Source organism: Kitasatospora indigofera, assembly GCF_014655955.1.
GTDB lineage: Bacteria > Actinomycetota > Actinomycetes > Streptomycetales > Streptomycetaceae > Kitasatospora > Kitasatospora indigofera.
Genome location: NZ_BNBO01000014.1, coordinates 83,633 through 103,855, shown reverse-complemented (window position 1 = coordinate 103,855; position 20,223 = coordinate 83,633). Strand labels below are relative to the sequence as shown.

Sequence of the window (20,223 nt, the reverse complement as noted above, 5' to 3'; positions counted from 1 at the left end):
ACCGTGCGACTTGGCGCAAATCTCGTCTACCAGGGCGCCGGCGCGCTGGCCCGGGCCGCCGAAGGCCTCGACTACGACGTGGTGCTCGCCCCGGAGGGCTACCGCTCGGACGCCGCCAGCGTGCTCGGCCTGGTCGCCGGGCAGACCGAGCGGATCGGCCTCGCCTCCGGCGTGATGCAGATCCCGGCCCGCCCGCCGGGCCTGGCCGCCCTCACCGCGGCGACCCTGGACTCGCTGAGCGGCGGCCGGTTCCGGCTCGGCCTCGGCGTCTCCAACCCCGGCGTCTCGCAGGGCTGGTACGGGGTGGACTTCGCCCGCCCGCTGAGCCGCACCCGGGAGTACGTGGAGATCGTCCGCAAGGCGGTGGCCGGCGGGCCGGTCGACCACCGGGGCGAGCACTTCACCCTGCCGGGCCCGGGCGGCGAGGGGGCCCCGCTGCACCTGTTCACCGAGCTGCCGCGCCCCCGGATCCCGGTCTACCTGGCCGCCGTCGGCCCGCGCAGCCTGCGGCTGGCCGGGGAGATCGCGGACGGCTGGATCGGGGTGTTCACCTCCCCGGAGGCGGTCGCCAAGTCGGTCGGCGAGATCCGGGCCGGACGGGAGCTGGCCGGGCTCGGCATGGCCGGCTTCGACGTCCTGCCGAGCCTGCCCACCGCGGTGGCCGACGACCTGGGCGGCGCCCTCGACCAGCTGCGCCCGCACTACGTCTACATGCTCGGGATCGGCGACCCGGCGCAGAACTTCTACTGCGCGATGGCCCGCGAGATGGGCCACGAGAAGGAGATCGCCCTGTTCCACGAGCGGCTGGCCGCTGGCGACCGGGCCGGCGCGGGCGCCGCGATCCCGGCCGACTTCATCGACCGGACCTCGCTGGCCGGCCCCGTCCCCCGGATCGCCGACCGGATGCGGGCCTTCGCCGAGGCCGGCGTCACCACCCTGGGCGTGATGGTCTCCGCCGCGGCCACCGACCACGAGGGCCGGCTGGCCATCCTGCGCCGGGCCGCCGAGGCCCTGGACCTCGCGGGCGTCGCGAGCTGACCGCGGGCCGGCCCCGCCCACCCCCACCCACGCCACCTACCGAAAGGCAGCACACTCATGACGGCCCAGGACACACCCGCGGGAGCCGCCGGGACCGAACGGCTCATCTTCGAGGACGACTTCACCGCCGGCCTCGACCACGAGGGGCCGCAGGCCCGCTGGCAACTGCGACCCGGCGCGGGCCGCCCCGAGGGGGACGGCGTCGTCTCCTCCTCGCCGGCCGGCCTGGTGGTGACCCCCACCTCCACCGAGCCCACCACCGGCCTGCCGGCCTTCGCCCTGGACGGCGGCCCCGGCCACCTGCGCTGGGTCTCCTTCGCCAACCGCACCTCGCTCGGCGGCACGCTCGGTTTCGACGTCCCCGAGAAGGGCCGGCTGACCGCCGAACTGCAGCTCTCCGCCGAGCTGTTCAACACCGCCCTGCACCTGTACGGGGACGAGGTCCAGGACCCGGACGCCACCCTGCGCTGCGGGATGGGCGCGATGGTCTGCGTGGACCTGGAGAGCGGCATCGTCTTCGACTTCGCGCTCACCAACAAGGTCGTCTGGGCCCTGTACGAGCGGCTGCCCCGGCCGGGCGCCGCGCACGGCGTCTTCTCGTACGCCGTACCGGTGGCCGAGCGGACGCCCGGGCAGCAGCACCGCTTCGCCATCTCGGTGGACGCCGGCGCGGGCCGCACCACCTGGTCGGTGGACGGCACCGAGGCCTTCACCGTCGACCGGATCGGCCGCCGGCTGGCCGACGACACCTACCTCGCCCGCTCCACCGAGGGGCCCGACGAGGACGTGGAACCGCGTCAGTTCTCCTTCGGCTTCGGCATGTTCGCCGATCCGGTGTGGGGCCAGGGCGTCCGGCTGCGGGTCCGGCGGGCGGCCGTGCGGGTCTCGGCCGCCGACTGAGCCGCAGGAACGGGCCGGTGACGGCGGCGGGGGAGGAACCGGGCGCCCGGCTCCTCCCCCGCCGCCGTCCCGGGCCGGCACTTCGGCCCCGGCCGCCCGGGACCGGACGCCCCGGACCGGCCCGCCCGGACCCGGCCGCTCAGACCCGGCCGCTCTGCCCGACCGTCCGGGCCTGGATGCCGGACAGCTCCGGGTCCAGGCCCCAGGAGAGCACCCGGCGGGGGTGGATGCGGATCATCTCGCCGCTGAAGTACCCGGTGGACTCGGCCCCGCGCAGCGCCTCGGCACGGCCCCGGATCTCCACCGCGCGGACCCGCCACGGCTGGAACGAGGCGATGTCGTCGACGATGAACGACACCTTGGGGTTCGCCTCGACGTTGTGGAACTTGCGGCTGTCGCCGAGTGCGCGGCCGCCGATGTCGATGGTGCCGGTCTCCGGGTTCCAGCGGAACGCCACCGGGCTGTTCTGCGGTGCCCCGTCGGGCGCGACGGTGGCCAGCCGGCCCAGCCGCTGGCCCGCCAGATAGGCGAGCTCGACCTCGGTGAATACCATGTCCTGCTCCTCAAGATGCTTGTGCCGCAACGACGCAGGGCGTGGAGCCGCCCCCAGCAGACTAACGAGCGCGGGCCCCCGCTGTGGCGGCACACGCCACAGCGGGGGCCCGGGTCCGAGCCCGCCCGGCGGGCTAGCCGGCGGCCTTCGGCACGCCCGCGGCGGCCGGTGCGACGTGGTGCTCGGCGGGGGCCCAGCCCGTCCTGGCCAGCCAGCCCTCCAGGGTGAGCAGGCCCGGGTGACGGCGGCGCAGGTCGGCGATGTCGGCGTGGTAGCCGATCCGGTTCAGCCAGTCGTAGGCGGTGGCCTGCCACTCGCTGGTGGCCCGCAGCTCCGCCATCGGGACGGCGTCGTAGCGGGTGGTGATGCCGGTGTGCTTCTCGAAGGCGGCCGCGATCTGGTCGCCCGTCAGCTCGTCGCCGGCGATCTCCAGCTTGGCGCCGATGAAGCGCTCCGGGTCGGCGAACACCTCGGCGGCGAAGAAGCCGATGTCCTCGCTGGCGATCATCTGGAGCGACTTGCCGGGCTCCAGGCCGCGGCGGTAGACCAGCTCGCCGTCCTCCAGCAGCGGCGGGTACTGGTTGAGGTTGTCCATGAAGTAGGTCGGGCGCAGGAAGGTCGCGGGCAGTCCGCGCTCGCGCACCCGCTCCTCGATCCGGAGCTTGGCCTCCCGCCAGAACACCCCGGCCGGCTCCTCCGCGCCGCCCACCGAGCTGTGCACGTAGTGCGCCACACCCGTCTCGGCCGCGATGTCGGCGAGCAGCAGGCCGTGCCGCTCCTCGGCCGGCACGCCGCCCGGGCCGAGCGGGGTCTGCACGCTGAAGACGCCGTGCGCGCCGCGCATCGCCGCGCGCACCGAGTCCGCGTCCTCCAGGTCGCCCCGGACCAGGGTGGCGCCGGCCGCGCTCAGCTCCCGGGCGCGCGGGGCCTGCGGGTCCCGGACGAAGGCGTGCACGGCCGTCCCCCGGGCCAGCAGGTGGCGTGCGGTGGTACCGCCCTGGTTGCCGGTCGCGCCCAGGACGAGGACCCACCGGCCCTCGTCGGTTTCCGTGGTCGGTACTGACACGGTCTGCTCCCCAATCTCACGCCTGCTGGTCGTTGCGGCCCACGGTCGCAGGGGAGGCTCTAGCCTCACTCGAATCCCGCCGGGCGGCCGCCCGCGCGGCGGGTCCGGCGGGCCTCCAGCGCCGGTCGAGCGGCGCCGGGGAGCCTGGTTCGTCAGCGTAGGGGCACCCCGGATTCAAGGAGTTGGACAGGATGGCGAACAGCGTGACGAGCGGCCCGGACCTCGTCGAGGCGGCCGCCGACGTGGCGAAGGCCGCGGCGGGACTCGCCGCCGAGGCGGAGCGCGACCGCCGGCTCGACGCCCGGGTGGTGCGCGCGGTGCTGGACGCGGGATTCGCCCGCCACTTCGTGCCGGCCCGGTGGGGCGGCACGGCGGGCACCTTCACGGCCGTGACCGAGGCGGTCGCCACGGTCGGCCAGGGCTGCACCTCGGCGGCCTGGGCCGCCTCCCTGACCGCCAGCCTCGGCCGGATGGCCGCCTACCTGCCCGCGGCGGGTCAGGAGGAGCTCTGGCAGGACGGACCGGACCCGCTGATCGTGGGTGCGCTGATGCCGCTCGGCAAGGCCGAGCCGGACGCCGACGGCTGGCGGATATCGGGCCGCTGGCCGTACGTCAGCGTGATCGAGTACTCGGACTGGGCCCTGGTCTGCGCCGTCACCACCGACGAGGCGCGCCAGGCCCGGTTCTTCGCCGTCCCGCGGGCCTCGTACCGGATCGTCGAGACCTGGGAGAGCGTCGGCATGCGCGGCACCGGCAGCAACACCCTGGTGATCGAGGACGTGCCGGTGCCCGCGGCCCGCTCGTTCAGCCGGGACACCGTCACCGGCGGCGCGGCCGAGGGCGCGGAGGCCGCCTGCCACCGGGTGCCGCTCAAGGCCGTGAACGGGCTCTGCTTCGCCACCCCGGTGCTCGGCGCGGCCCGCGGCGCACTGGACGCCTGGACCGACGAGACGGCCCTGCGGGCGGCCGGCGCGCCGGGCGGGATCCCGGCCGCCTCCGCCGTCGTGCTGGCCCGCGCCGCCGGCGAGATCGAGGCGGCCGGCCTGCTGCTGGACCGCGCCGCCCGGGCGGCCGACCAGGAGCGCGTCACCGCCCTGGACGTGGCCCGGAGCACCCGTGACTGCGCCCTGGCGGCCGACCTGGCGCTGGCCGCCGTGAACCGCCTGTTCCGGGCCGGCGGCACCCGGGCCCAGCAGGACTCCTCGGCCCTGCAGCGGCACTGGCGGGACGCGAACTCGGCGGCCAGCCACATCGTGCTGCAGTTCGACCCGGCGGCCAAGGCCTACGCGGACGAGGTCTTCGCCCTGCGCTGACCGACCCGGGCCCCGGCCGGCCGCCGGCCGGCCGCCGGCCGGCCGGGGCCCGCGCGGGCCGGACGTGCGGGCCGGACGTGCGAGAGGGGCCCGACGGCAGCGCTTCCGTCGGGCCCCTCGGCTGTGCGCCGCGCTCAGAGCGCCTCGGCGCGCGCGGCGTGCTCCATCGTGGTGAGGCTGTTGCGGCCCAGCGCGTCCCGGACGTAGGCCCGCGCGTCGGCCAGGGTGGCGTCGGCGCCGAGCACCCCGGTGACGGCCGACGGGTCGATCGCCACCGTGTGCCGGGCGTGGGCCACCGGCCCGTCCGGCCCGTCGGTGAAGGTCCACAGGCCGCTGTGGCCGAGCAGGAGCCGGGGCGTGAGCTGCTGCTTGTAGGCGATCCACTCGGGCGCGCGGCAGACCCGGACCGAGCGGGTGGTGTGCGCCGAGCCGTCGGCGGTGACGGTGTCCATCTCCAGTTCCTGGATGCCCGGCACGGTCTCGGTCAGGCTGACCCGCCCGACGTGCGGCAGCCGCTCGGCCCAGAGGTCGGCGCGGTTCACGAACTCGTAGGCGCCCTTGGCCGAGCCCTGCAGCGGCAGGGTGTCGGTGAACGAGAAGACCACGTCCTCCACCGGGTGCCCCAGCTCGGCGATCCGGCCGAGCGCGGCGAGCTCCAGCGGGCTGTTGCGGTCCAGCGCCGCGTTGATCCAGTCGACCGTCCCCGGGTCGTCGTCGGCCGGGGTGAACAGGTGCACCAGCACGATCTCGGTCCGGCCGCCGGGGAGTTCGTTGAAGATCCACTCACCGCCCATCGAGCCGATCCGGCCCCGGCTGCGCTCCTGGCGGAAGGTGACGTGCAGGCGCTCCGGGTCGAGGGTGCGGCGGGAGGTCCAGTGCGACACCTCGCCGTTCACCAGGGCCCAGATCTCGAAGCGCTCGGTGTCCTCCCCGCGCTCCAGGTGCTGGACGTGGACGCTCGGGCCGAAGACGGCCGGCCACAGGGTGACGTCCGCGACCAGGCCGTAGAGCGCCTTCGCCGGCGCGGCCACGACCAGGGTGTGTTCGGTGCGGTGTTCGATCGGGTGCTGCCGGGGTTCGGTCATGACGGTGCGCTCTCCTCGGTGCGGGTGTCCAACGGCGGTCCTGGGCCGGGGCCTGGGCCCGGCCGGCGCGACGTACGGTCAGGCGGCGGCGGTCACCATGCTGTTGACCGCGGCGAGCACCGTGCGCGGGGTGGCCGCGTCGCTGACCGCCTCGTCCGGGAGCACCACGCCGTACTCCTGGGTGATCCGGGCGGCGCTCTCCATCAGCGCCAGCGAGTCGTAGCCCAGCTCCTGGAAGGTGCTGTCCTCGATCTCCCCGGTGAGGTCGATGCCGTCGTCCTCGCCCGCGCAGGCGACCAGAATCCGCCGCAGGTCGTCGATCTCCATCGTTGCCATGTCTGTCCCCTCGTCCTGCTCGCTGTTGTGGTTCGTACGGTGGGCCCGGCCGCCCGTGCCCGGGCGGCCGGACCTGCCGGGTGGTCAGCCGGCGGTCACCACGACCGCCGAGTTGAAGCCCCAGCGGCCGCGGCCGAGCACCAGCGCGGCGCGGACGGCCAGCGTCCGCGGCTCGCCGGTGACCAGGTCGATGCCGTACTCCTCGGGCACGTCCGAGGTGTGCGCGGTCGCCGGGACGACGCCGTCCCGGATCGAGAGCAGCGCGGTGGCCAGGTCCACCGGGCCGCCGCCCGCGCAGAGCCGGCCGATGCTCGCCTTGGGCGCGGTCACCGCGACCCCGCGCGGCCCGAAGACCTCCCGGATCGCGTCGGCCTCCGCCCGGTCGCCCGCCGTGCTGCCGGCCGCGTCGGCGAACACCACGTCGATGTCGCCCGGCTCCAGTCCGGCGTCGGCCAGGGCCAGTTCGGCGGCGCGGCGCAGGCCCGGCGGCAGGCCGGAGCCGGGCCGCGGGTCGAAGGTCGCGGCGTACCCGGCGATCTCGCCCCAGACCTTCGGGGCGCCCCGGTCGCGGGCCGAGCCGGCGTCCTCCAGGACGAGCACGGCGCCGCCCTCGCCCGGCACGTGGCCGGAGGCCGCGCGGTCGAAGGGCAGGTAGGCGCGGGCCGGGTCGTCCACCGTGCTGACCAGGCCGCCGGAGAGCTGCGAGGTGTAGCCCCACGGGTCGAGCGCGGAGTCGACGCCGCCGCTGACCACCAGCCGGGTGCCCCGGCGGATCACCCGGCGGGCGTGGCCGACCACGTCCAGCCCGCCGGCCTGCTCGCCGACCAGGGCGATGCCCGGGCCGCGCATCGCGTTGCGGATCGACACCTGGCCGGTGTTGACGGCGTAGAACCAGGCGAAGGACTCGTAGACGCTGACGTACTCGGGCCCCTTGCTCCAGAGCTTCTGGAACTCCTGGTGGGTGAACTCGAAGCCGCCCTGGGCGGTCGACAGGCTGACGCCCATGTCGTAGTCGGGCAGCGTGTCCGGCCCGACCGCCGCGTCCTCCAGCGCCCAGCCGGCCGCCGCGATGGCGTAGCGGGTGGAGACGTCGGTCTGCGGCAGCAGCCGGCTCGGGATGTGGTCCTTGGCCTCGAAGTCGAGGATCTGCCCGGCCAGCCTGGACGGGTAGCCGGTGGCGTCGAAGCGGACGAGTTCGGAGATCCCGTTCTGGCCGGCCAGCACCGCCTTCCAGTAGTCCTCGGTGCCAAGGCCGTTGGGGGCCGCGACGGCGACCCCGGTGACGACGGTCCGGACGGTCATGCGGAGACCCCCTCGGGGCGGCGGAGCACGATGGCGCTCTGGAAGCCGCCGAAGCCGCTCCCGACGGACAGGACGGTGTCCACCCGCTGCTCGCGGGCGGTCAGCGGTACGTAGTCGAGGTCGCACTCCGGGTCCGGAGTGTGCAGGTTGGCCGTCGGGGGCACCACGTTGTGCTTGATGGCCAGCAGCGAGGCGGCGATCTCGATCGAGCCGATGGCGCCCAGCGAGTGGCCGACCATGGACTTGATCGAGCTGACCGGCACCCGGTACGCGTGGTCGCCGAGGCTGCGCTTGAAGGCGGCGGTCTCGTGCCGGTCGTTCTGCTTGGTGCCGGAGCCGTGCGCGTTGACGTAGTCGATGCCGGTCGGGTCGAGCCGGGCTTCGTCGAGCGCCACCCGGATCGCCTCCGCCATCTCCCGGCCGTCCTTCTTCAGGCCGGTCATGTGGTAGGCGTTGCAGCGGGTCGCGTAGCCGGTGACCTCGGCGTAGATCTCGGCGCCGCGCGCGACGGCCGCCCCGTACTCCTCCAGCACGAACATCGCCGCGCCCTCGGCCAGCACGAACCCGGTGCGCGAGCCGTCGAAGGGCCGGGAGGCGTGCTCGGGGTCGTCGTTGCGGGGCGTGGTCGCCTTGATGGCGTCGAAGCAGGCCACGACGATCGGCGAGATCGGGGTGTCGGAGGCGCCCGCGACGACGGTGTCGACGGTGCCCTCGCGGATCAGCTGGACGGCGTAGCCCACCGAGTCGAGGCCCGAGGTGCAGCCGTCCGACACCATGGTGACCGGGCCCTGGGCACCGACCGTCCAGGCGACCTCGGCGGGCATGATGCCGGGGCTGAGGTAGTCGGCCATGTGCGGGGAGAGGTAGCCGGGGTCGACCAGCCAGTCCTTGCCCGCGTCGGACATGACCAGGTACTCGTTCTCCAGGCTGGTCGCCGAGGCCACCGCGCTGCCCAGGCTGACGCCGATGCGGTGCGGGTCCAGCGCGGACATGTCCAGGCCGCTGTCCGCGACGGCGTCCCTGGTGCAGGCGACGGCGAACTGGGTGGCCCGGTCCATCCGGCGGATCTCGCGGGGCGAGAATCCCTCGGCGGGGGCGTCGAAGTCGACCTCGCCGGCGATCCGGGACCGGAACGGCGAGGCGTCGAAGTGGGAAATCCGCCGGGTCGCCGTGCGCCCGGCCGTCAGCAGGTCCCAGAATGCCTTCACCCCTGAGCCGCCGGGTGCGCGCACTCCGATTCCGGTAATCACGACGCGCCGGTTCACCGGCTGCCTCCTATCACGGGGAACATGGATGTCGTTCCTTTCGCCATTCGCCCAAACGCCGGTCGGATTCGGTGTTCCACGCGGACGGCGGGATTGCGGTCCGGTCCGGGAAGGGATTCCGGTCCGGGGCCCGGCGAGGGCCCCGGACCGGACCGGGTCAGCGGACGGTGGTGGTGGTGAACGTGGTCTGCGGGTTCGCCACGCACTTGAACGGGGCCGGCGCGCCCTGGAGGTCCAGGCGGACCCAGGTGAACGCCGGGTCGTCGAAGGAGGTGCCGGCGGTGCCGGTGTTGATCACACCGGAGGCGCCCGACTCCAGCTTGAGCTTCAGCGTCGGCAGGTCGAAGGGCTGGCCCGCGGCCAGGGTGCCGGCCTGCTTGTAGGTCAGCGTGTTGGTGCCGTAGTCGACCGTGACGACCGCGTGGGTGCCGGCCAGGCCGCTGCCCCCGACCAGCTCGTACTTCACCAGCGAGGCGTTGGCCGGCAGCTGGTACTGCACCTGGACGTCCTTGACGCCGCTGTTGTACTGCGGGTTGGGCGTGATCACCGGCGGGTCGAGCTCGACCGTGAACTTCTTGTGCGGCGCGACCTTGGCCGGGGCCTTGGTGGCGAAGGTCAGGCTGTAGGGCAGCACGTTGTGGCCGCCCGGGAACTCGACGTAGCAGTTGTACCCCACCGGGACGGAGGCGGTGGCCGCCGTCTGAGCCTGGGCCTCGGCCGTGGTCTCGGCGCCGGCGGACCCCACGGAGACGGGGATCGCCACCGCCGCGACGGCTCCGACGGCTGCGATTCTCTTGGCCCAGCTCTTAACTGTCGACATGCCAGTCCTTCCGCGAAGTGCGAGTGGTGAGCGCGGGGTGACTGTCCACCCCGCGACACCGTCAGCATTTCGGCGGGCCGTCGAGACTCGCTTGACGACAGCTCAAGGACGGCCGGGTCAGGCCGCCGGCACCGTCCGGACCAGCGTGTACCCGACCATGGAGGGCGCGGTGACCCCCGGCATGGCGGTGATGGTCGCCCGCAGCTCCCCCGCGCGCGGGTTGTCCCGGAACGAGTCCCGGTAGGCCGCCTCGTCGCGCCACTGGGCGTAGTTGACGACGTGCCGGCCGTCGACGCTCGCGTGGTAGTTCGCCGCGATGAAGCCCGGGCAGTGCCGGACCCACTCCTCGACGTCCTTCACCAGCAGCTCGACCAGCTCCCGCTGGACCTCCGGCCCTTCGGTGCCCAGGGTGACGATCGCGATGAAGCCGGCACCGGACGACGCGAGATCGGACATCTTTTCCTCCGCAGTGTGGGTGGGCCCGCGGCCGCGGGTACGGCCGGAGGCCGGCCGCGCCCACCGCGGATGCGGCGGGGCGACCGGCCTCCCAGGGAATACCGGTGCGCTCGATTCGGACTCGACCGGGCGAGCGGCGAGCGGACGAGCGGGGTGCGGGCGGGCGTCAGCCGACGGTGAGCACGACCTTGCCGCGCACGTGGCCGGTCTCGACCTCCTGGTGCGCCTCGGGCGCCTTCTCCAGCGGGACGGCCTTGGCGACGGTGACCTTCAGCAGGCCCTCGGTGTAGAGGCGGACCAGCTCGGCCAGCCGCTCGGCGGAGCGCTGGGTGCCGATCCGGCGCACGCCGAGCCGCGGGCCGCCCCAGGAGTCGGCGATGGTCACGGCGCGCTCGGTGTTGCCGTCGAGGATCTCGACCGAGGCGTCCAGCGCCTCGCCGCCGATGGCGTCGAAGACCGCGTCCACGCCGTCGGGCGCGGCGGCGCGGACCCGCTCGACCAGGCCGGCGCCGTAGGTGACCGGGATGGCGCCGAGCGAGCGCAGGTAGTCGTGGTTGCGCTCGCTGGCGGTGCCGATGACGACCGCGCCGCGGGCCTTGGCGATCTGCACGGCGTTGGAGCCGACACCACCGGCGGCGGCGTGGATCAGCACCACGTCGCCGGCGCCGACCCGCAGCTCGTCCAGCGCGGTGTGCGCGGTCTGGCCGGAGGCGGACAGCACGCCGGCCTCCTCCCAGGGCATCCCGGCCGGCTTCTGCACCAGCTGGTCGGCCTGCAGCAGGACGACGCTGGAGTACCCGGTACCGTCCAGGAAGCCGATCACCTCGTCGCCGACGGCCACGCCGGTGACGCCGGGGCCGACCTGGTCGACCACGCCGGCCACCTCGTTGCCCAGCCGCACCGGGAAGGTGTCCGGGTTCCACTGGGCGAAGTCGCCCCGGCGCCAGGCGGTGTCGAAGGGCTGCACGCCGGCGGCGCGCACCTGCACCCGCACCTGGCCGGCGCCGGCCTCCGGGTCCTGGATCTCGACCGGGACGAGGACCTCGGGCTTGCCGTACTCGTTGAAGACGATCGCGGTGGACATGTCGTTACCTCTCGTGGAATGACAACTGGCTCGTCGGGGGTGGAAACGATCGGGCGGGGTGGCGGGGTGCGCCGCGGGGCGCACCCCGCTCCGGCCGGCTGGTTCAGAGCAGGGCTGCTTCCTCCTGCGGCTGCTCGTCCTTGCCGTCGCCGCCGCCGCCCGACGGCGGCTTGTGGCCCCGGGCGTGCTTGGGCAGCAGGAAGGCGAGCGCGAAGCCCAGGGCGAGCAGGCCCACCACGACCCAGATGGTGCGCTGGAGGGTCTGGTTGAAGCCCTGCTTGAAGGAGTCGGTGGCTCCGCTCTGCACGGCCGCGGCCACGCCCAGCGGGTTGCCGGACGAGCTCGCGGCGGCCTTGATGTCGGTCTCCAGCTGCACGCAGCTGGCCTGGACCGCGTCGGGGTTGGTGGCGGTGGCGCGGTCGTGGCCGCAGTCGCCGAGGCCGGTGATGATCTTGTCCTGGGCGGCCCCGGTGACCTGGACGGCGGTCAGCCTGGCGCGCAGGTCCGGGGTGTCGGTGGCCTGGGTGACCTGGGCGCCGAGGATGCCGAAGAAGACGGTGCCGATGATGGCCACCCCCAGCGCGCTGCCGAACTGCTGGATCGCGGTGAGCGTGCCCGAGGCCGAGCCGTACTCGTGGGACTCCACGCCGGCCAGCACGATGTCGAAGAACGGCGCGAGGAAGAGGCCGAGCCCGGCGCCGTAGACCGCCAGGGCCGGCGCGGTGTGCCACGGCGAGACGTCGGTGCCGACGCCGCGGACGATCAGGAAGATGCCGATCGCGCCGGCCGCCATCAGCGTGGTGCCCAGGTGCAGCGACCTGCGGCCGAGCTTCTGGGTCAGCCCGGCGCCCGAGGCGACGAAGCCGGAGACGCTGCCGAGGGCCTGCGGCAGGACGGACAGGCCGGCCTTGAGCGGCGAGAAGCCGAGGCCGAGCTGGAGGAAGAGGGTGAAGATCAGGCCGAACCCGGTCAGCGCGGTGTAGACCGCCAGGCCGGTGACCAGGCCGCCGGAGAAGGCCCGCTTGCGGAACAGCGTCGGCACGATCAGCGGGTCGCCGCCGCGGGCCTGGATCCGGTTCTCCGCCTTGGCGAAGACCACGAACAGCACCAGCGAGAGCGCCATCAGGACGAAGCACCAGGCCGGCCAGTCGAGCGAGCGCCCCTGGACCACCGGGTAGATCATCAGCAGCGCGGCCACACCGGCCAGCAGGGCTCCGGGGACGTCCAGTTTGGCCGCGCTCGGCGCCTGCTTGCTGGGGATGTACTTGAACCCGGCGATGATGACGAAGAGCCCGATCGGGACGTTGATCAGGAAGACCATCCGCCAGCCGGTGCCGAACAGGTCGCCGCTGATCAGCGCGCCGGCCACGACCGGGGCGGCCACGGTGGCCAGGCCCATCGCGGGGCCGTACGCACCGAAGGCGGTGGCCAGCTCCCGGGGCGGGAAGATCGAGCGGATGGTGCCCAGGCCCTGCGGGAGCAGCAGGGCGCCGAACAGGCCCTGGGCGATGCGGGCGGCGATCAGCGTGCCGGGCGAGACCGAGACCGCGCAGAGCACGGAGCTGACCGTGAAGCCGACGGCGCCGATCAGGAAGACCGGCTTGCGCCCGTAGATGTCACCGAGCCGCCCGCCGGTGATCAGGCCGGCGGCCAGGGCGAGGGTGTAGCCCGCTCCGAGCCACTGGATCAGGACCAGGCCGCCGCCGATGTCGGCGCGGATCGAGGGGGCCGCGATGTTGGTGATCATCGCGTCGAGCAGATTCATGATCGAGGCGGCCAGGATCGCGGAGAAGGCGAGCCAGCGCCACTTGTACGGGGCCTCGTCGGCCTCCGTCGGTGATTGCTGCCATGTCGTCATTGGCTGAACCCATCAGGTGTGTGCGGAGTGACGTCCGACGAACGGCCAGGCCCCCGACGAACAGTGATCGCTGAGTGGAGAACGCCATTCGAGCACCCGAACACCGTTCTCGTCAAGTACAGTGTTCGTCTGTTGGTACACTGGTCCGGAACGAGCCCCTCCGGGGAGTCGCCGCCAGGAAGGAGCTCACGAACCATGGACGTTTCCCGGTCCCACGACACCCCGGGGATCCCTGCCGCACCATGGCGAAAGGGGCGCGCGAGCAAGCAGCCCGCGCCCCAGCGCGTGCCGCTGTCCGCCGACCTGATCGTGGACGCCGCCCTCCGGATCGCCGGAGCGGAGGGGATCGACGCGCTGACCATGCGCCGGATCGCCCAGGAGTTCGACACCGGGCCGTCGAGCATCTACGCGCACGTGATCAACAAGGACGAGCTGCTCGACCTGATGCTCGACCGGGTGGCCGCCGGCATCGACGTGCCCAAGGCGGACCCGGACGACTGGCAGGAGCAGGCCAGGGACGTCGCCCGCGCCATCTACCGGGTCTTCTCCGCCAACGCGGACGTGGCCAGGATCGCGCTCGCCACCATCCCGACCGGCCCGAACATGCTCCGGGTCACCGAGGGACTGCTGGCCGTCCTGGTGGCCGGCGGCGTGCCGATCCAGCAGGCCGCCTGGTCGGTCGACCGGATACTGCTCTACATCAGCGCCGACGCCTACGAGGGCTCCCAGTTCATGGCCCGTCAGCGCGAGAGCGGCCTGCCGATGCGCGAGTTCGGCCCGGCCTTCCGCGAGCAGGTCCGGACGTTCTACGCCTCGCTGCCGAGCGAGACCTTCCCCTGTACCAGCGCCAACGCCGACATCCTGACGTCCGGCGGCGGCGACGACCGGTTCGAGTTCGGGCTGGACCTCATCCTGACCGGCCTCGCGGCCAAGCTCCCCGCCCCGGACGCCTGAGCGGCCCGGGAACGCCGCCGGCCGGCGGGCCCGGGACACGTGCCCGCCGGCCGGCGGGTGGAGCGGTGGATCAGGTGCTGCCACGGACCAGGCGCTGCCGCATTTCAGGTGCGGCCGCGATTCGGGTGCCGCGGTCGGGCCGTGCGCTGCGGCCGGCCCTCGCGGGGCCGGCCGCAGCGGGCGGGATCAGCCGAAGTAGCTGTCGAAGTTCTTCGAGAACTCCCGGCCGCCGAACTGGTCCCAGTTGATCGACCAGGTCATCAGGCCGCGCAGGTTCGGCTGGGCGCCGGCCCTCGGCACGTAGGTGCCGCAGTTGGTCAGCTTGGTCAGGCAGTCCAGCGCCTTGTTCACCTCGGCGGGGCTGACGTAGCCGTTGCCCGCGTTGGTGGTGGCCGGCATGCCGATGGCCAGCTGCGACGGGTTGAGCGCAGGGAACATGTTGGCGGTGTTGCCCGCCACCGGGAACCCCTTGAGCAGCATGTCGGTCATCGCGACGTGGAAGTCGGCGCCGCCCATCGAGTGGTACTGGTTGTCCAGGCCCATGATCGAGCCCGAGTTGTAGTCCTGGACGTGCAGCAGGGTGAGGTCGCCGCGCATCGCGTAGATGACCGGCAGGTAGGCCCCGGCGCGCGGGTCCTGTCCGCCCCACGGGCCCGAGCCGTAGTACTGGTAGCCGAGCTGGACGAAGAAGGTCTCCGGGGCCATCGTCAGCACGAAGCCGGCGCCGTACTTGGCCTTCAGGGTCTTCAGCGCGGAGATCAGGTTGACCACGACCGGGGTGGTCGGGTTCTTGAAGTCGGTGTCGCCGGTGGCCAGCGACAGCGAGTGGCCCTCGAAGTCGATGTCGAGCCCGTCCAGGCCCCACTTGTCGATGATCGCGGAGACCGAGGAGACGAAGGTGTCCCGGGCGGCGGTGGTGGTGAGCTGGACCTGGCCGTTCTGGCCGCCGATCGAGATCAGCACCTTCTTGCCCTTGGCCCGCTTGGCGGCGATGGCCGCCTTGAAGTCGGCGTCCGACTCCACCGAGGGGCACTCGGCGACCGGGCAGCGGTTGAAGCGGATGTCGCCGGAGGTGACCGAGGTCGGCTCGCCGAACGACAGGTTGATGAAGTCCCAGGAGTCGGGGATGTCGGCGACCTTGGTGTAGCCGGCGCCGTTGGCGAAGCTGGCGTGCAGGTAGCCGACCAGGGCGTGGTTGCCGGGCGGCGGCAGGGTCGGCGTGCCGGTGCTGGTCGGCGTGGCCGTGGCCGTCGGGGTGGCCGTGCCGGTCGGGGTGGCCGTCGGCGAGGCGGTGGCGGTCGGGCTCACGGTGGCGGTGGCCGACGGGGACGGGCTCGGGGCGCCGGGACCGTCCAGCGAGACGTCGTCCGCGTAGTAGGTGCCCTGTCCGTACCAGCCGTGGGTGTACACGGTGGCGCTGGTCTGGGCCGCGCCGGTGGTGAAGCTGACCGAGAGCTTCTGGTACGCACCGCCGGTGCCGGGCGTCCAGGTGCTGGTGCCGCCGTCCACGCCGAGGTAGACGTAGCTGCCCTTGACGTACGCGCTGAGCGTGTACGTGGTGTTGGGCGCGACGGTGACGGTCTGCGAGCACTGGGCCGAGGAGCTGGCCGAGGCGGCGCCCGCCAGGGCGTAACTGCCGGTGCGGGCCTGGCCGGTGACGACGCTGCCGGTGCCGGCGGCGCAGCTCCAGGGGGCCAGCGCGTTGCTCTCGAAGCCGCCGTTGGTGAGGAATTCTCCGGCCGAGGCGGCGGGCGCGGTGCCGAGGGCCAGGCCGACGGCGCCGGCGGCCGCGACGGCCCAGGCGGTGCCGATGGCGGCGAGGCGGCCGGGCCTGCCCCGGTGCTTCGTGGGGGATGCTGTTCTGCGCATGCGGGGGACTCCTGCTGGGGCGCGGGATGTGGGGGGTGTCCGAGGGCATGGGGAAGCTGCGGCCAGGTGGGGGGTGCGGCCGTTCCGTCAACCAGTTGGACTAGACCACTGAAGTGGATCCGCCGGTTCTGTGTCAATGCCCCCGAGGCGACCGAGAGTTGCCTCCGCGGCCCGGCCGCCGGTGTCCGGACGCCCCCGGACGGCCCGTCGGCGCCGCCCCCGCCGGCCCGCCCGCCCGGCCCCGCCCCGCTTCCCCGCGCCCCTCCCCGGCACGGCCGGCGGTCCCCGGCGGGCCTGCCGTGCGCCCCCGGCACGGCCGGCCGGCGGGCCCCGGCAGCCGCACGACGGCCCGCCGGCCGGGCACGGCCCGGGTTGCGACCGGTAGGCCACCGCCGAACCATGAAGAGGTGACGGCGCCCGGCTACCTCAGACACCCCCACCTGCGCGGTGGCCTGATCGCCTTCACCGCCGAGGACGACGTCTGGGTGGCCCCGCTGGCCGACGGCGACGGCACCGGCCGCGCCTGGCGGGTCAGCTGCGACCGCACCCGGGTCAGCCACCCACGGCTCTCCCCCGACGGCCGCACCCTCGCCTGGACCAGCTGGCTGACCCTCACCCCCGAGGTCTGGACCGCTCCCTCGGACGGCGGCGAGGCCGTCCGGCTGTCCTACTGGGGCAGCCAGGACACCCGGGTCCGGGGCTGGCTCCCCGACGGCGAGGTGCTCGCCGTCACCTCGTACCACGAGCCGTTCGCCCACTACACCTGGGCGCACGCGCTGCCGCTGGACGGCTCACCGGGGCGGAAGATGCCCTGGGGGCCGGTCGGCGACGCCCAGGTGGGCCGCGAGCACACCGTCCTGCTGACCGGCTCGGCCCCGCACGAGCCCGCCGCCTGGAAGCGCTACCGGGGCGGCGCCACCGGACGGCTCTGGATCGACGGGCAGCGCCTGCTGCCCGGGCACGAGGGCCACCTCGCCTCCCCGATGCCGGTGGACGGCCCCGACGGGCCCCGGATCGCCTTCCTGTCCGACCACGAGGGCATCGGCAACCTCTACTCCTGCCGCCCGGACGGCTCCGGCCTGCGCCGGCACACCGACCACGCCTCCTACTACGCCCGGGAGGCCGCCACCGACGGCACCCGGATCGTCTACCAGCACGCCGGGGACATCTGGTTGCTGGACGGCCTCGGCGCCCCCGCCCCGCGCCGGCTGCGGGTGCCGCTGGGCGGCGCCCGGGCCGGCCGCCGCCCGTACCAGGTGAACGCCGCCTCGCACGTCAAGGACCTCGCCTGCGACGCCACCGGCCGGACCGGTGTGATCACCGTCCGCGGCAGCCAGTACTGGCTGACCCACCGGGACGGGCCGGCCCGGGCGCTCGCCGACACGCCCGGCGTGCGGACCAGGCTGCCGGTGGTGCTCGGCCACACCGACGAGGTCTGCTGGATCACCGACGCCGAGGGCGAGGACGCCGTCGAGATCGCCCCGCTGCCCGGCAGCGAGCACCACCACGAGCACCGGTCCGGGCAGCACCCCGGGGTCCGGCGGATCGCCGGCGGCCTGATCGGCCGGGTGCTGGAGCTGTCCGCCGCCCCGGACGGCCGGACCCTGGCGGCCGCCACCTCGGACGGCCGGCTGCTGCTGGTGGGCACCGCCGACGGCGAGGTGCGCGAACTGGCCGCCTCCACCTACGGGCCGGTGAGCAGCGCCGTCTTCTCCCCCGACTCGCTCTGGGTCGCGTGGTCCCAGCCGGTGGCCGGCCGCTCGCTGCGCAAGATCCGGATGACCCGGGCCGACACCCTCGCGCCGGTCACCGACGTCACCGACGGCCGGTTCGAGGACGAGCAGCCGGTCTTCACCCGGGACGGCCGCTACCTGGTGTTCCTCTCCTGGCGCGGCTTCGACCCGGTGCACGACGTGCACACCGGGGACATGTCCTTCCCGCTCGGCTGCCGCCCCTACCTCGTCCCGCTGGCCGCCGACACGCCGTCCCCCTTCGCCGCCCCGGCCGAGGGGCGGCCCGGCGGGGCGGTGCCGGCGGCCGGCGCCGCGCCCGGCGACGGCACCGTCACGGTCGAGCCGCAGGGCATCTCGGAGCGGCTGGTGCAGTTCCCGGTGATCGCCTCCAAGTACTCGGCCACCGACGCCGTGCGCGGCGGCCTGGTCTGGCTGCGCTGGCCGATCTCCGGCGCCCTCGGCCAGACCTTCGCCAATCCGGACGACACCTCGGGCCGCCCCTCCCTGGAGTACTTCGACCTGGCCCGCGGCACCCGCAGCACCCTGGTCGACAAGCTGGACGGCTACGCCGTCTCCGGCGACGGCGGCTCGGTCTCCGTGTACTCCGGCGGCACCCTGCGGATCGTCCCGGTGCCGGGCCCGGGCGGCGGGCTCAGCGTCGACCTGCGGCGGATCACCCACACCGTCCACCCGGCCGAGGAGTGGCGCCAGGCGTACCACGAGGCCGCCCGGATCGTCCGCGACCAGTTCTGGGACGAGGGCATGTGCGGCCTGGACTGGCCGGCCCTGACCGCGCAGTACGAGCCGCTGCTGGACCGGATCGCCGGCCCCGACGACTTCGCCGACCTGCTGCGCGAACTCCTCGGCGAACTCGGCACCTCGCACGCCTACGTCACCCCGGCCCGGCGCGGCGAGGGCCCCACCCCCGTCCAGCAGCCGCTCGGGCTGCTCGGGGCCAACGCCCGGCGCTCCCCCGACGGCCACTGGCTGGTGGACCGGGTCCTGCCCGGCGAATCCTCGGACCCGCGGGCCCGCGCCCCGCTCGCGGCGCACGGCGTCCGGGACGGCGACGAGCTGCTGGCCGTCGCCGGACGCCCGCCGGACCCGGTGCGCGGCCCCGCGCCGCTGCTGGCGGGCACCGGCGGCACCAGCGTCGAACTCTCGTTGCGCAGCGGCCCGCAGGGGCGGGTGCGCCGGATCGCCGTCACCCCGCTCACCGACGAGCGGCCGATCCGCTACCAGGCCTGGGTGGGCCGGCGGCGGGAGCTGGTCCGGGAGTTCAGCGACGGGCGGTGCGGCTACCTGCACATCCCCGACCTCGGCGGCTCCGGCTGGGCGCAGTTCAACCGGGACGTGCGCCGCGAGCTCGACAAGCCGGCGCTGGTGCTGGACGTCCGGGGCAACGCCGGCGGCAACGTCTCGGAGCTGGTGCTGGAGAAGCTCACCCGCCGCGTCCTCGGCTGGGACTTCAGCCGCGGACGGCAGCCGGTCCGCTACCCCAGGGACGCCCCGCGCGGCCCGGTGGTCGCCCTCGCCGACGAGGCCACCAGCTCGGACGGCGACGTGATCATCACCGCCATCAAGCTGCTCGGCCTCGGGCCGGTGATCGGCGCCCGCACCTGGGGCGGGGTGGTGGGCATGACCGGACGGCACCAGCTCGGCGACGGCACCCAGATCTCGGTGCCCAAGAACGCCTCCTGGTTCACCGGCGGCCTCGGCTGGTCGGTGGAGAACCACGGCGCGGAGCCGGACGTGCACGTGCTGCGCACCCCGAACGACTGGGCGCGGGGCCGGCATCCGGAGCTGTCCTGCGCCGTCGGGCTGGCGCTGGAGCTGCTGGAGGACAGCCCGGCCGCGGTGCCGCCGCCGGAGGACATCCCGCGCCCGGACCTGCGCCGGCCGCCGCTGCCGCCGCGCTGACCGGCGGCGGGAGCCGGCCGGCGGGTTCACCAGGGGCGGCCGGCGGGTGTGCGAGGGGCCGGAGCGCGAGGGGCCGGAGCGCGAGGGGCCGGAGCGCGAGGGGCGGACGGACGCGCGGGAGGGGCGCGCCCCGGCAGGCGCGCCCCTCATCCATTCGGGTGGTACTCGTTCCGGCGGTCCGTGCCGGTCGCCCGGCCCGGCCCGGCCGCCGGAAGGCTCATCCGGTCCGGCCGGGACCGGTCAGTCCCAGGGATCGCCCTCGGCCGTCATGTTCTCCCGGGCCCGTTCCTCTTCCTCCTGGGCGGACATCGCGGACGGCGGCTGCTCCGGCTCGCGCGCCCGCTCCGTCCGGTCGGGGAAGGCGTCGGCCGCCTCGTCATGGGCGAGGGCCGCGCGCCGGGCCTGGTCCGTCATGGCGGTGGAATCCTGTTCCTGCGTCCCGCCGAGGGAGGACCTGGCCTCCTCGCCGGCATCGTGCGCCTTGTGGCGGAACCTGTCGAAGATGCCCATGTCTCCTCCTCCGGGTGGTTACCGGGCTGTCCTCACTCTCACACCGCGCCGCACCGGCCGCATCCGCAGGCCGGAGCAGGCCCACCCGCACCAGCCGCCCCCGTCACCGGCGCCCGCCCCGGCCACCGGCTCCGGCCCGGCCGCCCGGCCCGCACTCCCCG

At 74.3% G+C, this 20,223-nt stretch carries 17 protein-coding genes; 5 read left to right on the top strand and 12 right to left on the bottom strand.

Annotated features, from left to right (window positions below; translation table 11 throughout):
* Positions 1 to 3 precede the first annotated feature (3 nt).
* Together IE329_RS15255 and IE329_RS15250 are read left to right on the top strand one after the other, a co-directional pair.
* Positions 4 to 1,038, top strand: a complete 1,035-nt coding sequence (locus IE329_RS15255) for an LLM class flavin-dependent oxidoreductase (protein ID WP_190211405.1) — start codon at positions 4 to 6, stop codon at positions 1,036 to 1,038.
* A gap of 57 nt (positions 1,039 to 1,095) precedes the next feature.
* Complete coding sequence (locus tag IE329_RS15250) at positions 1,096 to 1,938, top strand: DUF6081 family protein (protein WP_190211404.1); 843 nt, start codon at positions 1,096 to 1,098, stop codon at positions 1,936 to 1,938.
* 139 nt (positions 1,939 to 2,077) lie between these two features.
* Here the strand turns inward: IE329_RS15250 and IE329_RS15245 are convergent, their stop codons facing one another.
* Both IE329_RS15245 and IE329_RS15240 read right to left on the bottom strand, forming a co-directional pair.
* A complete protein-coding gene (locus IE329_RS15245; protein ID WP_190211403.1) occupies positions 2,078 to 2,491 on the bottom strand; it encodes a PPOX class F420-dependent oxidoreductase in 414 nt (137 codons plus the stop codon).
* A gap of 133 nt (positions 2,492 to 2,624) precedes the next feature.
* Positions 2,625 to 3,557 carry an NmrA/HSCARG family protein gene (locus IE329_RS15240; RefSeq protein ID WP_190211402.1) on the bottom strand — a complete coding sequence of 311 codons (933 nt, stop codon included), beginning with the start codon at positions 3,555 to 3,557 and terminating at the stop codon, positions 2,625 to 2,627.
* Positions 3,558 to 3,748: 191 nt separating this feature from the next.
* On the opposite strand from IE329_RS15240, the gene IE329_RS15235 reads away from it, so the two are divergent.
* Positions 3,749 to 4,870 carry an acyl-CoA dehydrogenase family protein gene (locus IE329_RS15235; RefSeq protein WP_190211401.1) on the top strand — a complete coding sequence of 374 codons (1,122 nt, stop codon included), beginning with the start codon at positions 3,749 to 3,751 and terminating at the stop codon, positions 4,868 to 4,870.
* 134 nt (positions 4,871 to 5,004) lie between these two features.
* Here the strand turns inward: IE329_RS15235 and IE329_RS15230 are convergent, their stop codons facing one another.
* The 8 genes from IE329_RS15230 to IE329_RS15195 form a co-directional block, all read right to left on the bottom strand.
* On the bottom strand, positions 5,005 to 5,955 hold the full coding sequence (locus IE329_RS15230) for an aromatase/cyclase (RefSeq protein WP_190211400.1): 951 nt from the start codon (positions 5,953 to 5,955) through the stop codon (positions 5,005 to 5,007).
* Between the two features lie 78 nt (positions 5,956 to 6,033).
* Complete coding sequence (locus IE329_RS15225) at positions 6,034 to 6,291, bottom strand: acyl carrier protein (protein ID WP_190211399.1); 258 nt, start codon at positions 6,289 to 6,291, stop codon at positions 6,034 to 6,036.
* Between the two features lie 84 nt (positions 6,292 to 6,375).
* Positions 6,376 to 7,593: a ketosynthase chain-length factor gene (locus IE329_RS15220; protein ID WP_190211398.1), complete on the bottom strand. Its 1,218-nt coding sequence runs from the start codon at positions 7,591 to 7,593 to the stop codon at positions 6,376 to 6,378.
* A complete protein-coding gene (locus IE329_RS15215) occupies positions 7,590 to 8,858 on the bottom strand; it encodes a beta-ketoacyl-[acyl-carrier-protein] synthase family protein (RefSeq protein WP_190211397.1) in 1,269 nt (422 codons plus the stop codon). The genes IE329_RS15220 and IE329_RS15215 overlap by 4 nt, the downstream gene beginning before the upstream one ends.
* Positions 8,859 to 9,015: 157 nt before the next feature.
* On the bottom strand, positions 9,016 to 9,678 hold the full coding sequence (locus IE329_RS15210) for a hypothetical protein (protein ID WP_190211396.1): 663 nt from the start codon (positions 9,676 to 9,678) through the stop codon (positions 9,016 to 9,018).
* 117 nt (positions 9,679 to 9,795) lie between these two features.
* Positions 9,796 to 10,134, bottom strand: a complete 339-nt coding sequence (locus tag IE329_RS15205) for a putative quinol monooxygenase (protein WP_190211395.1) — start codon at positions 10,132 to 10,134, stop codon at positions 9,796 to 9,798.
* A gap of 166 nt (positions 10,135 to 10,300) precedes the next feature.
* Complete coding sequence (locus tag IE329_RS15200) at positions 10,301 to 11,218, bottom strand: NADP-dependent oxidoreductase (protein ID WP_190211394.1); 918 nt, start codon at positions 11,216 to 11,218, stop codon at positions 10,301 to 10,303.
* A 103-nt stretch (positions 11,219 to 11,321) separates the two neighbouring features.
* Positions 11,322 to 13,076, bottom strand: a complete 1,755-nt coding sequence (locus IE329_RS15195; protein ID WP_190211393.1) for an MFS transporter — start codon at positions 13,074 to 13,076, stop codon at positions 11,322 to 11,324.
* A 195-nt stretch (positions 13,077 to 13,271) separates the two neighbouring features.
* On the opposite strand from IE329_RS15195, the gene IE329_RS15190 reads away from it, so the two are divergent.
* Entirely contained in the window at positions 13,272 to 14,030 is a 759-nt protein-coding gene (locus IE329_RS15190; protein WP_190211392.1) for a TetR/AcrR family transcriptional regulator, read from the top strand.
* A 186-nt stretch (positions 14,031 to 14,216) separates the two neighbouring features.
* On the opposite strand, the gene IE329_RS15185 is transcribed toward IE329_RS15190, so the two are convergent.
* Complete coding sequence (locus IE329_RS15185; RefSeq protein ID WP_190211391.1) at positions 14,217 to 15,899, bottom strand: chitinase; 1,683 nt, start codon at positions 15,897 to 15,899, stop codon at positions 14,217 to 14,219.
* A gap of 407 nt (positions 15,900 to 16,306) precedes the next feature.
* Between IE329_RS15185 and IE329_RS15180 the strand changes: the two genes are divergently transcribed.
* Positions 16,307 to 19,552: a S41 family peptidase gene (locus IE329_RS15180; protein WP_229927453.1), complete on the top strand. Its 3,246-nt coding sequence runs from the start codon at positions 16,307 to 16,309 to the stop codon at positions 19,550 to 19,552.
* A 240-nt stretch (positions 19,553 to 19,792) separates the two neighbouring features.
* Here the strand turns inward: IE329_RS15180 and IE329_RS15175 are convergent, their stop codons facing one another.
* The gene (locus IE329_RS15175) at positions 19,793 to 20,062 is read right to left on the bottom strand and encodes a hypothetical protein (RefSeq protein WP_190211390.1); all 270 of its coding nucleotides are present in this window, start codon (positions 20,060 to 20,062) and stop codon (positions 19,793 to 19,795) included.
* Positions 20,063 to 20,223: the final 161 nt, after the last annotated feature.